The sequence below is a fragment of the Nonomuraea sp. bgisy101 genome (assembly GCF_057708945.1).
The window spans coordinates 1-12,783 of sequence record NZ_JBYITD010000060.1 but is presented as its reverse complement, the minus strand read 5'-3'; the positions used below and the strand labels follow the sequence as shown (position 1 = coordinate 12,783).

The 12,783-nt window shown below is 69.6% G+C and carries 12 protein-coding genes; 7 read left to right on the top strand and 5 right to left on the bottom strand.

All coding sequences use genetic code 11. The features are described 5' to 3' along the window. Positions 1-237: 237 nt before the first annotated feature. The 4 genes from AC3EO4_RS52700 (at position 238) to AC3EO4_RS52685 (ending at position 3,369) form a co-directional block, all read left to right on the top strand. The gene (locus AC3EO4_RS52700; RefSeq protein WP_431903919.1) at positions 238-1,419 is read left to right on the top strand and encodes a sensor histidine kinase; all 1,182 of its coding nucleotides are present in this window, start codon (positions 238-240) and stop codon (positions 1,417-1,419) included. Then, positions 1,416-2,108 (top strand): response regulator, encoded by a 693-nt coding sequence (locus AC3EO4_RS52695; RefSeq protein ID WP_431903916.1) that lies wholly within the window; start codon positions 1,416-1,418, stop codon positions 2,106-2,108. Before AC3EO4_RS52700 ends, AC3EO4_RS52695 begins: the two co-directional genes overlap by 4 nt. An 86-nt stretch (positions 2,109-2,194) precedes the next feature. Beyond that, entirely contained in the window at positions 2,195-2,371 is a 177-nt protein-coding gene (locus tag AC3EO4_RS52690) for a hypothetical protein (RefSeq protein ID WP_431903914.1), read from the top strand. A 95-nt stretch (positions 2,372-2,466) separates the two neighbouring features. Then, entirely contained in the window at positions 2,467-3,369 is a 903-nt protein-coding gene (locus AC3EO4_RS52685; protein ID WP_431903911.1) for an alpha/beta hydrolase family protein, read from the top strand. A 562-nt stretch (positions 3,370-3,931) separates the two neighbouring features. Here AC3EO4_RS52685 and AC3EO4_RS52680 read toward each other — a convergent pair. Genes AC3EO4_RS52680 through AC3EO4_RS52670 form a run of 3 tightly spaced genes read right to left on the bottom strand, consistent with a single transcriptional unit; the run spans position 3,932 to position 7,124 of the window. Continuing rightward, positions 3,932-4,552, bottom strand: coding sequence for a DsbA family oxidoreductase (locus AC3EO4_RS52680; RefSeq protein ID WP_379570315.1), 621 nt, complete (start codon positions 4,550-4,552; stop codon positions 3,932-3,934). Positions 4,553-4,567: 15 nt separating this feature from the next. Further along, positions 4,568-6,148, bottom strand: a complete 1,581-nt coding sequence (locus AC3EO4_RS52675; RefSeq protein ID WP_431903908.1) for an MFS transporter — start codon at positions 6,146-6,148, stop codon at positions 4,568-4,570. Further along, positions 6,141-7,124 (bottom strand): zinc-binding dehydrogenase, encoded by a 984-nt coding sequence (locus AC3EO4_RS52670; RefSeq protein WP_431903906.1) that lies wholly within the window; start codon positions 7,122-7,124, stop codon positions 6,141-6,143. Before AC3EO4_RS52670 ends, AC3EO4_RS52675 begins: the two co-directional genes overlap by 8 nt. 87 nt (positions 7,125-7,211) lie before the next feature. Here AC3EO4_RS52670 and AC3EO4_RS52665 point away from each other — a divergent pair, with 87 nt between their 5' ends. Both AC3EO4_RS52665 and AC3EO4_RS52660 read left to right on the top strand, forming a co-directional pair. Further along, entirely contained in the window at positions 7,212-7,436 is a 225-nt protein-coding gene (locus AC3EO4_RS52665) for a helix-turn-helix domain-containing protein (protein WP_379570321.1), read from the top strand. A gap of 911 nt (positions 7,437-8,347) precedes the next feature. Further along, on the top strand, positions 8,348-8,506 hold the full coding sequence (locus tag AC3EO4_RS52660) for a hypothetical protein (RefSeq protein ID WP_431903903.1): 159 nt from the start codon (positions 8,348-8,350) through the stop codon (positions 8,504-8,506). Positions 8,507-8,547: 41 nt separating this feature from the next. Here the strand turns inward: AC3EO4_RS52660 and AC3EO4_RS52655 are convergent, their stop codons facing one another. After that, complete coding sequence (locus tag AC3EO4_RS52655; RefSeq protein WP_379570325.1) at positions 8,548-9,258, bottom strand: SDR family NAD(P)-dependent oxidoreductase; 711 nt, start codon at positions 9,256-9,258, stop codon at positions 8,548-8,550. Positions 9,259-9,284: 26 nt separating this feature from the next. Next, positions 9,285-10,136, bottom strand: a complete 852-nt coding sequence (locus AC3EO4_RS52650) for an imine reductase family protein (protein WP_379570327.1) — start codon at positions 10,134-10,136, stop codon at positions 9,285-9,287. A gap of 66 nt (positions 10,137-10,202) precedes the next feature. On the opposite strand from AC3EO4_RS52650, the gene AC3EO4_RS52645 reads away from it, so the two are divergent. Continuing rightward, on the top strand, positions 10,203-12,783 hold a 2,581-nt coding region (locus AC3EO4_RS52645), incomplete at its 3' end, for an AfsR/SARP family transcriptional regulator (RefSeq protein WP_431903900.1).

The window sequence follows — 12,783 nt, the reverse complement described above, 5'->3', positions numbered from 1 at the left end:
TTTTTGCCTCCTGGCAGATGCACCTGGTGCCGGGGGTTCCCGGCCGGTATCCAGACCATCAGTCAGAAGAGCGGCAAACCTCCTGGCAGCGGATGATCCTGACCGGGGCCCTGAGGCCTTCCCCAAGGCCGCGACCAGGACCCTGGTCCTAGTCCAGGTCCGCGCGGTGAGAGCATCGCGACTGCTGTGCAACCCTGGTTCGGGGGCCAAGAGGCCTGATACAGGGGGAAGTCAGACATGTCCAGGAGCCGATACGTCGGGTCCGGCGATGCCCGGGAGCTGCCGTGGAGCCGTAACGACGCCCTCGTGACCGGCGGCGCCTGCGTGATGAACCTGCTCAGCTACGTGTTCTTCAACGCCTCCGACGGCCTGCACACCGTGAGCGTGACCGGGTTCCTCTTCGTCGCGCTGACAGCGCTGCCGCTGCTGGCCCGGCGCCGCCACCCGGTGGCGGCGCTCGCCGCCGTCCTGGCACTCGACGCGACGGCCACCCTGACCGTGCCGCTGCCCCGGCACTTCGGCGCCGTGCTGGTGGTCGCTCTGTACTCGGCGGCCAGGGCCTGCCCCGGCCGCGTGACGGCGCTCGCGGCCGTCGTCACGCTAGCGGTGACGCTGCTGAGCCAGAGCAACGGCCGCATTCCGCCCTGGCAGGACGCGATCACCCCGCCGCTCACCACCCTGATCGTCGTCGGCGCCGCCATGGCGATGAACCGCTGGCAGCGGGAGGTGGACGCCAACCGCAGGCTCCTCGCCGACCGTGCGGTGGCCGACGAACGCCGCCGCATCGCACGGGAGTTGCACGACATCGTGGCCCACCACATCACCACCATGCAGCTGATGGCCGGCGGAGCGCGGGCCAACTTCGCAGAACCGGAGGTGGTCAAGGAAGCCCTGGTCACCCTGGAGTCCTCCGGGCGGCTCGCGTTGCGCGAGATGCGCCAGCTCCTGGACGTACTGCGGGACAGCGACGAACCCGAGGTCGCGCCGTCCCAGCCCCAGCCTGGTATCGACGACCTCGGCCGCCTGGTGGCCGAATCCCGCTTCGCCGGAGTGCCGACCGAGTTCAGCGTCCACGGGCAGCGGCGCCCGTTGCCGCCGACCGTCGGCCTCACGGTGTTCAGGATCGCTCAGGAGGCCCTCACCAACACCCGCAAGCACGCGGGGGCCGCCCGCGCGTCCGTGGAGCTGATCTACCGTCAGGATCGAGTCATCGTCGAAGTACGCGACGACGGCGGGGACGGCCCGCCACAGGAGGGGGCGCGCGCCGGCGGATACGGCCTGATCGGCATGCGCGAACGCGTCGCCCTGCACGGCGGCACCCTCACCGCGGGCCCGCAGGCCGACGGGGGGTTCGCCGTGGTGGCCGACCTGCCGCTGACCACGGACGAGGCCGTCCAGCACGAAGGGGCGCACCGATGACCGCGCCGCCGATCAGTGTGCTGATCGTGGACGATCAGTTGCTGGTACGGCGCGGCCTGTCGCTGATCCTTTCCCCCGACCCGTCCTTCGAGGTCGTGGGAGAAGCCGAGAACGGCGCGCAGGCAGTCACCCTTGCCCGCCAACTACATCCCGACGTCGTGGTGATGGACATCAGGATGCCCGTCCTCGACGGAGTCGGCGCGACCAGGGAACTCGCCTCCACCGTGCCCGGCAGCCGGGTCCTGGCCCTCAGCACCTTCGACATGGACGAGTACCTCGTGGGCGCCCTGCGCGCCGGAGCCTACGGGTTTCTGCCCAAGGACAGCTCACCTGAGGACCTGAGCGCCGCGATCCGCACCGTCCACGCCGGCGACGCCGCCGTCGCGCCACGCCTGCTCACCCGGCTGATCTCCACCTACGTACGGGCGCCTCACGGCACCCGGCCGACACCCACGGGCCTGGACGAACTCACACCCCGCGAGGTCGAGGTATGGCGGCTGATGGCCACGGGCCTCGACAACACCGAGATCTCCCGCGCCCTCGGCCTCAGCCTCTCTACCGTCAAGAACTACATCACCAGCATCTTCGACAAGCTCTCCGTGCGCGACCGCGCCCAGGCGGTCATCGCGGCCTACGAATCAGGCCTGGTCACCGCCCGCCAGGTAACCGGGAACCCGCCCACCGGATAGCGCGGCCCGCCAGTGTGGATGCTTTCACACCACCGCGTCACCACCGTCCACGGCCGTCGTCCAGTTTCCCGGCCGGAATGGCGGCCGTGACCTGTGTTCCCACGGCGGTGCTGTCGATGGCGGTGGCCCAGATCTGGCCGCTGCCCTGGCCTTGCGGCGCGGACGGGTCGTGCGAGGGGAGCCGGGTCCATTGGGCGATCCAGACGTTGCAGTGGGCGCACCAGTCGCGAGCGGTGGCCAGGTCCGAGGAGAGGCTCCAGTAGGCGGGGTGGCAGGGCCAACCCCTTCGACTCTGACGCGCGTTGTCGACTGCCGTAGAAGAGGGTCAGTCCACATAAGCCCAGAACGGGAGCCGTACATGAGCATCAAAGAGTCGGAGCTCACCTTGAAGGGCGCCGGCGTCACCGGCGTCCCGTCCGATCTGCTCGCCCGCACGAGCACCCACGCCGTCAGTGACGCCCCGCCGGCGGGCAAGGCGCGCGAGCTGCCCCTGGTCGTCCTTTCCCCCGGCTTCGAAAAGACGCTCAGCTCGCTCACCGGCCTCGCCGAGGACCTGGCGAGCAGAGGCTACGTCGTGGCCGCCATCAGCCACACGCACGAAAACCTCGCCACCGTCTTCCCCGACGGCCGCGTGGCCACCTGTACGGCCTGCCAGGTCGAGCCACACGACCAGAGCTTCTGGGACAAGGTCGGCGCCACCCGGGCCGACGACGTCTCCTTCGTCCTCGACGAGCTGACGGGCCTACGCCCCAGATGGGAGGGGTCCCAGCTTATCGACCCGGCCAAGATCGCCATGGTCGGTCACTCGGCGGGCGGCGCCAGCTCGGTGGCGGCCCTGCTGAAGGATCCCAGAATCAAGGCCGGCATGAACATCGACGGCCTGGCCATCGTGCCCGTGCCGACGAGCGGGCTGGGTAAGCCCTTCCTCTTCCTCGGCGCGCAGGCCACCCGCACCCCGGGCAGCCAGGAGGCCGCTTCGTGGGAGACGGCCTGGCAGCACCTGACTGGGTGGAAGCGCTGGCTTGTGGTCGTCGGCACCGAACATGCCTCCTTCACCGATACCGCACTGCTCGGCGAGCAGGCCGGTTTGGATACCGGCGCCACGCTGCCCGCCGCCAGGTCGATGGAGATCACCCGCGCGTACGTGGCAGCCTTCCTCGACCTGCACCTGCGCGGCACACCACAGCCCCTGCTCGACCAAGCCTCGGCGAGCTATCCAGAGGTCAAGGTCTGCGCGGTCGAGCAGAAGAGCTGCGCCTGATCTCAGGCAAGGAGCCGGGGCTCTCGAACTCGGCGACGGGCTCCCGGGTGGTGACAGAAGGCCGGACGTTTCGGGGGTGGACCAGCAATGGAGCCGTTTCGTACGGTAAGCGCCTTCCCGCAGGCCAGCACGGGTGACGAACGGGTCGGCGCGGGGTCACTGGCGTACGTTCCGGTCCGATACAGCTCGTCTCGGATCTTGGTTTCGGGGCGGATCGCCTGGTGGGTGACGCCGGGTGACGGTGATCTTTGTGTCCGGAAGTCTTCCGTAACGGACAAGACCAATTCATACTGTCGGGGCATGACGAGCATCCCGGCTGGTGGAATCTTCCTGGCTCCGGGCGCGGAGGGTCAGTTGCAGCAGTCGCATCCGGGGCGACAGTCGCAGGTGTCTGCCTCGGTGTCGGCGGGACCGTCGGCATCGAGTGTCGCTTCGAAAGCTTTATCGGGCGACGCGCTTGGCGCGGGAGAGGCGTCGTCGCGGCCCTCCATGACCCAGATGCGGATCTCGATGGTCTGAGGGTGGCCAGGTCGAAGTGGCGAAGGCGGCAGGCGGTGATGGCTCAGAAGCGGGTCGCGCGGTCGAGGAGGCGTGCCAGAGCGGCAGGTTCCTGAACGGCCGAGACCGGCGGGGCTCCGTCGATGACGAGTGCAGGCACGCCTCGGATTCCCCTCTGGGTGGCGCGGCGTTCATCGGCTCGGACGTCAGCGGTGAACGCGTCGCCGGTCAAGAGTTCTCCTACCTGGGCGCGATCAAGTCCGGCCTCGACGCTGAGCGCTTGGAGAACCTCCGGGTCGGCGATGTTGCGGCCTTGGGTGTGGTAGCCGTGAAGGAGACGTTCCATAACGGCGTCGGCCAGGCCGCAGGTGGCGGCCAGGTGGATCAGGCGGTGAGCGTCGAAGGAGTTGACGGGCCGGGCCTGGTGCAGGTTGAGTTCCAGTCCCTCGGCTGCGCCAAGCGCTTGGATGTGGGCCACCCGGGCGCTCGCTCGGGCCGGGTCGTTTTGGTAGGTGGCGATCACCTGCGCCGCCGTCAGGCCGGGGATGGGGCTTCCGTCCGGATCGAGTTCGAAACTGCGCCAGACGACGTGCACATCGTTTCGGCCTTTCAGGGCGGTGGCCAGTCGTCTCTTGCCGATGTAGCACCAGGGGCACAGTACGTCGAAGTAGGCCTCGACTTGCATGATCGTTCGGTCCTTTCAGTCGAACGCCGGGGTGGGCGTCGTGGCCTGCTCAGGCTGGCTCGGTGGTTGTGGCGGGGTTGCGCGCCGCAGGGTCAGGGTCAGCAGGGCGAGCGCGATGAGCAGGGGGATCGTAATGAGCGCGTGCACGTGAAGGCTGTGGGCGAACGCGTCCCGGGCGGTCTGGGCAAACGGGATGCCGAGACTGTCGGGGAGTCGCTGGGCTGCCTGGAGTGCGGCGGGCAACGTCTCGCTGGCCGCCTCGGCGACCGTGGCAGGGACTCCGTCGGGTGTATGGCCGATCATGTAGCTGCCGTAGACACCGGTGGCGATGCTGCCGAGCACGGCGATGCCGAGCGCGCCGCCGAGTTCGGCGCCGGTCTCGGAGATCGCTGAGGCGGCCCCGGCGCGTTCGGGTGGTGCCGCGCCGACGACCAGGTTGGTTCCCAGTGCCATGAACGGGGTCAGCCCGGCGAAGAGAAGAACGGAGCCGGACACCAGGATGACGGGGTTTCGGTCCACCTGTGTGAGCAGGATGGGACCGATGACGGCGAACGCGGCTCCGGCACTCATGAGGACGACTGGGCGGATTCGGCCGGTGAGGCTGGAGACCACCAGAGCCACGACGGTCCCGGTGACCGCGGTGGGCAGCTGCCACAGGCCGGCCTCCAACGGAGAGAAACCGAGCACCAGTTGCAGATATTGCGAGGTGAGCAGGCTGGTCCCGAACAACACGATCCCGACCAGCACCATGCCTGTGACGGAGACGGCGAAGGCGGGGATACGGAACAATCCCAGGTCCAGGAGCGGGTTGGACAGCCGCCGCTGGCGGCGTACGAATACCACGCCGATCACCAGGCCCGCGACCAGGACACCGACGGACGGCAGCGCGAAGCCGTGGACGGCGAGATCCTTGATGCCGAACACGATCGTCAGAGGAGTCAGCAGCGACAAGACCACACTGACCGCATCCAGCCGCCCCGAAGCCGAAGCGCGGGATTCAGGGACCAGGAAAGGGCCGGTGACCAGCAGCAGAGCCATGGTCGGAACGGCGAGCAGGAACACCGCCCCCCACCAGAAGTACTGCAGCAGCACACCGCCGACCAGCGGGCCGAGCGCACCGCCGCCCATGAAGGCCATCATCCAGATCGTGATGGCCAGGGTGCGCTGCCGGACGTCGGCGAACAGGGCGCGAATCAGCGCCAGCGAGGACGGCGCCAGGGCGGCGGCGGCGACTCCCTGGACCGCCCGTGCCGCGATGAGCAGGCCGGCGTCGGGCGCGTATGCGGCGACAACGGATGCGCAGGTGAACGCGACGGCGCCGAGCAGCAGGATTCGGCGGTGCCCGAAACGGTCGCCGAGCATGCCCATCGTGACCAGTGACCCGGCGACCATGAAGCCGTAGATGTCGGTGATCCACAGCAGCTGGGAGCCGTCGGGCTGCAGACCGGCGCTCAGGCTCGGTAGTGCCAGATAGAGCACCGACATGTTCATCATGACCAGGACGGCGGGCATGCCCAGGACCGCCAGGGCGGTCCACTCCCGGATTCCGGCTCTGGCGGGGGGTTCGTGGGCCTTGTTGGCTCTGTTCTCAGCCATGGACATGGCCGTCGGGGATGAGCAGGGTCTTGCCGGTGGTGGTCCGGGACTCGATCGCTCGGTGCGCGGCGGCTGCCGCCTCGAGCGGGAAGGTCTGGCCGATGACCGGCCGCAGCTTCCCGTCGGCCGCGAGGTTCAGCGCGTCGACGATGAGAGCGCGGGTCTGGGCGGGGTTCGGTGCGGCGGTGAGGCCGATGACGCCGATGGAGCGTGCCCGGAGTTCGCCTTCATCGAGTTCGGCGTCGGCGCCGCTGGCCATTCCGTAGATGCTCACGCGTCCGCCTTCGCGTAGCGCCCCGATCGCCTCGGTGCCGATCCGGCCGCCGACCCCGTCGAAGACGAGATCGAGTCCGGCGCCGCTGGTCGCCTCCGCTACCCGATCCAGCCAGTCAGGCCGGGAGTAGTCGACATAGGCGGCCGCGCCCAGCGAGGTGACCAGCCCGGCCTTGCCGGCGCCTCGGGCGGCGCCGATCACGTGGGCATCTGCGGCGGCGGCGAGTTGCACTAGCAGGCTGCCGACGCCCCCTCCCGCAGCCTCTACGAGAACCCGCTGCGACGGCTTGATCTCCGCCTGCCGGTACAGCAGCAGAGCCGTACGCCCATCGGCCAGGAGCGCGACCGCGTCCTTGAGCTCCAGACCCGCGGGAACCGGAACCGCGTCGCGCGCCCGAGCCAGCGCCAGCTCCGCGTAACCGCCCTCGCCGCCGGTGGTGGTGACCACAACTGTTCCCATCAGGGCCGGGTCCACGTCTGCTCCGACGGCGACGATGCGACCGCCCACGCCATTGCCGGGAATGCGGGGTAGCGCGGGCCTGCCGAACGGCCCGTCGCCCGAGCGCACCTGCGTCTCGACGAACGTGATACTCGCGTACGCCACCACGACGAGCACCTGCCCCGGCCCCGGCACGGGATCGTCGACCTGCCGAATCCGCAGGACCTCCGGCCCTCCGAACTCTTCCATCACCACGGCCCGCATGACACTTCCCCCAAACGGATAGATTCGCTTCGTTTGATGGAATCTATAACGGAGTGAATCGCTTCGCAAAGCGGCTACAGTGTGCGCATGGCCCGCAGAGCTCCCCGGCACGCAGAAGCCGAACGCAACGACCAGGCCCTCCTGGAGGCCGCCAAGAAAGTCCTGGCCGTGGACGGAGCACATGCATCGGTGGCGACGATCGCCGCACGCGCCGGAGTCGGCATCGCCAGCCTCTACCGCCGCTACCGCTCCAAGGACGAGCTCTTCCAGCATCTGTGCGCGCTCACTCGACCAGTGGATTCAGGCCGCTGAACGCGGCCTGCACCACGACGACCCGTGGGAAGGGCTCGCTCACTACATCAGCGCCTGCATCGAGTTCAGCGACGGCTCCCTCGGGCCGCTGGCCGGCACGATCGCCGTCACCGACGAGATGGCGGCCAAGTTCACCAGATCCGACGAGCTGATGCGGGACCTGGTGGCCCGCGCACACTGCCGGAGTGCTCAGACCGGACGCCACGGCCATGGACATCTCGCTCCTGATCGAACAACTCGGCAAGTCTCCCCTGATCGAACAACTCGACCGGCAGGGCCACACCGACCTGACCGACGCAGCCCACATCAACTTGAGTCCTACACCCTCACCGACATGCAGGTACCCGGCCTCGCCACGACCCCCAGCCCCGCTCCTGAGCCACCATGAGCCGAAGCGCGGCCAGTCCTGACCCGTGTTCCGACCGCACACGTGGGGCGGTGCCGTCCGGCCGCGCGGCCGCATGGCGCTTGCCGTTCAGCTCTGAGGCCAGAACTGAAGCACTGCCTCCTCGAGTCCTTCGTAAGGGCCAGGATTGTCGTCTATAAACAAGTCCTCCGAGACGTCCGCTTCGTCTGGATCTTCGTTCAGCTGGCGCAAGATGATGCGTAGTTGCCACACCTGACCCTTCTGACCAAGGTCGATGACAGCGTGCTGATCGCTAGCATCCATCATCTCGATTGCGCGGACCGTGCCAGAGGTGGACCGAAGATTTCCGACCCACGTTTCGCTGGCGAGCGCCTCTCCGGTGAACGTCGGATCTGGAGGGCTTGAGTTCCAAAGCTCTAGTCGGACGTCGACCCTATGGTGGGCGAAGGAGGAGTTCAGCCTTACCGCATTGAAGGCATGGAACCCTGTCCGGTGCCAGAAACTGGCAATGAGGGTCTGAGCTGGTCTTCTAGGCTCGGCTCTCGTGCTGTTTCGACTTCTGTATCTGCTGGTGGTCAGGGTGTTCGGCTGGTTGGTGCTGCTCGGCTATGCCCACCCAACTCAGCCGGAGGAGGACACAGGCCTGCCGCCGAGCTTCATCTTCACCGACCGCCGCCTCGGCCAAGCCCTCCATGGGGCATGATCTTCTTCCCGGGCGAATGCGGGAAGGCGTGATCATAGCGGTCAGGACGCCCCCAGGTATCGCGCGCCGCCGTCCACCGTGAGCGTGGCCCCGGTGGTGAAGGTGGCTTCGAAGGCGAGGAAGAGGACCGCGGCCGCAACCTCCTCCACCTGCCCATGCCGCTTCATCGGCGTGAGCTCATCGCCCAGCTTCTCGAAGGCCGCACGATCCTCGTCCGACGCCACGATGCCCATAGTGGGGGTCTTGACGAAGCCCGGGCTCACCATGTTGACCCGGATCCCCCTCGGCAGGAGCGCCGCAGCGACGCACCTCGCCATGGCACCGATGGCGGCCTTCGCGCCCGAGTACGCGGTAAAGACCGATCCGCCTCCCGTCTCGGCCACGGAGGTCGTGAAGACGATCGAGCCGCCGTCCGCGATCAGCCAGGCAAGACGCTGCACGACGAAGAACGGTCCCTTGGCGTTGACGGAGAAAGCCCGGTCGTATGACTCCTGCGTCACCGCCTCGAACGGCTCGATCGTCGCGGTCCCGACGTTGACGAACACGAAGTCCACCTGGCCCAGCCGCTCGGCCGCAGCCCGGCCCAGCCGCTCAATGTCCGCCATGTCCGTGACGTCCGAGCGCACCGCGTGCACGGCCGGCGACATCTCCTGGAGCGCGGCCACGTTGCGCCCGGTGGCCAGCACCTCGGCGCCCGCCTCCGCCAGCGCTTCCACCACGGCTCGGCCGATGCCGTGGGTGCCGCCGACCACGACTGCCTTCTTGCCTGCGTACCTGCTCATCGCATCTCCTTTCTGAGGTAGTCGAGCAACCGCGTCGCACTCTCGCTGCCGTACCCGTCGGCGACAGCCTGCTCCAGCTGCGCCTGCTGGGCGACGAGCCAGTCGACGGGCAGGGCCGCGTCCCGGCTCGCCCGTACGACGTGGCCGATCGCGAGCGCGTTGGTGTTGATGTTGGACACGTCCGTGGCGTGCTCGCCCTCGTCGATGGCCCGCGCGTTCTCGAGGCTGGCCATCGGCCCGATCACGTGGGTGAGCCACGCGTTCGCGTACGGCTGGAACTCTGTCGCGCTGACGCCGGCGGTGCTGACCAGCGCTTGCGCGTGCGCCAGACCCTGGCCCGCCGCGTACAGGATGGCCAGCAGCGCGAGGTCGTACAGGAGCGGGACGCCGGGATCCTCGGCCAGATGGACGGTGCCGCCGCCGAAGACCCGCAGCATGGGCGCGCAGGACTCGAAGAGATCCTTCGGCCCTCCGTAGAAGAGCTGTGCCTGGGGCAGGCCGATCATCTGCGGAACGGCCATGATCGCCCCGTCGAGGTAGGCGGCGCCCCGCTCGGCCGCCCACGCGGCCGCCTTCCTGGCCTCGGCCGGGGTGCCGGACGTCAGGTTGATCACGGTACGGCCGTGCAGGTCGGCGGTCGACAGCACTTCGTACATGACCTCGTATGTTGACAGGCAGACGATCATCGTCGGGCTTGACTCGGCCGCCGAGGCCAGCTGGGTCACGGCCTCGGGGACCGCAGTGTCCGATCTGTTCCAGGCGGTCGTCGGATATCCGTTGTGAGCCAGCGCGGCGGCCAGGGCCTTGCCCATGAGTCCCAGGCCGATGACTGTTACAGGAGTGTTCATGGCACCGAGCTTGCCGGGCGGGGGTTCCGGTTCGATGCCGGTCGGATGCCGCCGTACCGTGGTCTCATGCGTTTCGGGGTGCTGGGCCCGCTCACCGTGCGGGGGGAAGACGGCGAGGTCGATATCCCCGAGGCGAAGGTCCGCACCGTGCTTGCCGTCCTGCTGGCCGACCACGGGCGCGTGGTGCCCGCCGACCTGCTGATCGACGTCCTGTGGGGCGAGCGGCTGCCGAAGCATCCTGTGGCCGCGTTGCGGGCGAAGGTGTCCAGGCTGCGCAAGGCCCTGGGCGATCCGGCGCTCGTGGTCTGGCGCGCTCCCGGCTACCTCCTGGACTCCGGGGACGTGGACGCGGGCCGCTTCGGGTCGCTGGTCGTGCGCGCCCGGGCGGCCGAGGATCCCGCGGAGAAGACCACCCTTCTCGGTGACGCACTGGCGCTGTGGCGCGGACCCGCGTTCGTGGAGTACGCGGACGAGGAGTTCGCCCGCGCGGCCGCCCTCCGGCTGGAGGAGCAGCGGCTCGCCGTGATCGAGGAGCAGGCGGAGGCCCGGCTGGCGCTCGGCGAGCGGGGGCTGTCGGCCGAGCTGGCCGACCTGGTCGCCCGCCACCCGCTCAGGGAACGCCTGCGCACTGTTCACCTGCGGGCCCTCTACCACGACGGTCGGCAGGGCGAGGCGCTGAACGGTTACCAGGAGATCCGCACCCGGCTGGCCGAGGAGCTGGGTGTGGACCCGGGCCCGGAGCTCCGCGCGCTGCACCAGTCGATCCTGCGCCGGGACCCCGCGCTCGGTCCTCGCCGCACCAACCTGCCTGCCCCGCTCACCGAGCTGGTCGGTAGGGAGAAGGCCGTCGAGGAGGTACGCGAGCTGCTCGCCGCTGCCCGCATGGTCACCCTCACCGGCCCAGGCGGTGTCGGTAAGACCAGGCTGGCGCTGGAGGCCGGCGCCCGGCTGGCCCCCGCCTACGACGACGGCGTGTGGCTGGCCGACCTGAGCGCGCTCGACCGGCACAGTGGCATGGACAGGGTGGCCGAGGCGGTGGCAGCCGCCCTGGGCGTCAGCCACGACGTGGTGGACCGCCTGGCCGCGGCCGTGCGGAGCAAGCATCTGCTCCTGCTGCTCGACAACTGTGAGCACGTGGTGGACGCGGTCGCTGAGCTCGCCGAGCGGCTGTTGACGAGCGCGCCGGGGCTTCGGGTTCTCGCGACCAGCCGGGTCCCTTTGGACATTCCCGGCGAGCATGTGCACGCCGTGCCGCCGCTGGACATGGGCAGCGCCGTCCGGCTGTTCGCCGCGCGTGCCGCCGCCGCGGCGCCGGGTTTCGCCATGGACGAGCCCGCCGTGGAGGCCATCGCCAAGCGGCTGGACGGCCTGCCGCTCGCGCTGGAGCTGGCCGCGATCCGGGCCCGCGTGCTCAGCGCCCGCGAGCTGGCGGCCCGGCTCGACGACCGCTTCCACCTGCTGGACGCGGGCCGGCGCGGCGCCCCGCCGCGGCAACAAACGCTCCGCGCCATGATCGACTGGAGTTGGGAGCCGCTCACCGGCTCCGAACGTGCCGTCCTGCGTCGGCTCGCCGTCCACGCCGACGGTTGCACGCTGGAGGCGGCCGAGACGGTCTGCGCGGGAGACGGCGTCCGCTCCTGGGAGGTGCTCGGCCTGCTGGCGCGGCTGGTGGACCGATCCCTGGTGGTCGTGAGCCACGGCCGGTACCGGCTGCTGGAGTCCGTACAGGCCTACTGCCTGGAGCGCCTCGACGAGGCTGGAGAGCCGGAGGCCGTGCGGGAGCGGCACGGGGCGTACTACACCGCGCTGGCCGTATGCGCCCGGCCGTTCCTTCACGGCCCCGACCAGGGGCACTGGCTGCGCCTCCTCGATGCCGAGGCCGCCAACCTGCGCTCGGCGCTGGACGATGCGGTACGGCGGCGCGCCGCGGACCGGGCGCTTCGGCTCGTGACCGCGCTGTCCTGGTACTGGTTCCTGCGCGGCCGCCTCGGCGAGGCCCGCCGCTCACTGGAGCTGGCGCTGACGCTCGGCGGCGACCAGGAAGCGCGGGCCGTGGCCGCCGCTTGGCACGCCGGCGTGAGCCTGCTGATCCGCGATCAGCCCGCGGCGGTCTCGCCGGGGCACCTCGACGAGCTCTGCGCGCGGATCGCCGACCCGCGGGCCCGTGCCGAGGCGCAATGGCTCCTCAGCCTGGCCCACTCCGGCTTCGACGACCCGTCCGTCAGCCTGGGCCTGGCGAGCCGGGCGCTCACGACGTTCCGCGCGCTGGACGACAAGTGGGGAATTGCTGCGGCGCTGAGCGTCCACGCCTCCCATACCGCTGTGCACGACCTGGACGCGGCCGGCCGCGACGCCGAGCAGAGCCTGGCGCTCTTCCGCGAGCAAGGCGACCGCTGGGGATTGCTGCAGGCCACGCACCTCCTCGGCTTCCTCGCCCAGATCAGCGGCGACTACGAGCGCGCCCGCGCCCTGCACCGCGATGCCCTGGACGTCGCCGAAGACCTCCGGCTCTGGCCCCAGGTCGCCGACAGCCTCGCCATGCTGGGCCGGATCGCCTTGCTCACTGGCTCGTACGCCGAGGCCGACCAGTACCACGAGCGGGCCAGGCGGCTGGCCGCCGACCAACTGAACACCCGCACGGAGCAGT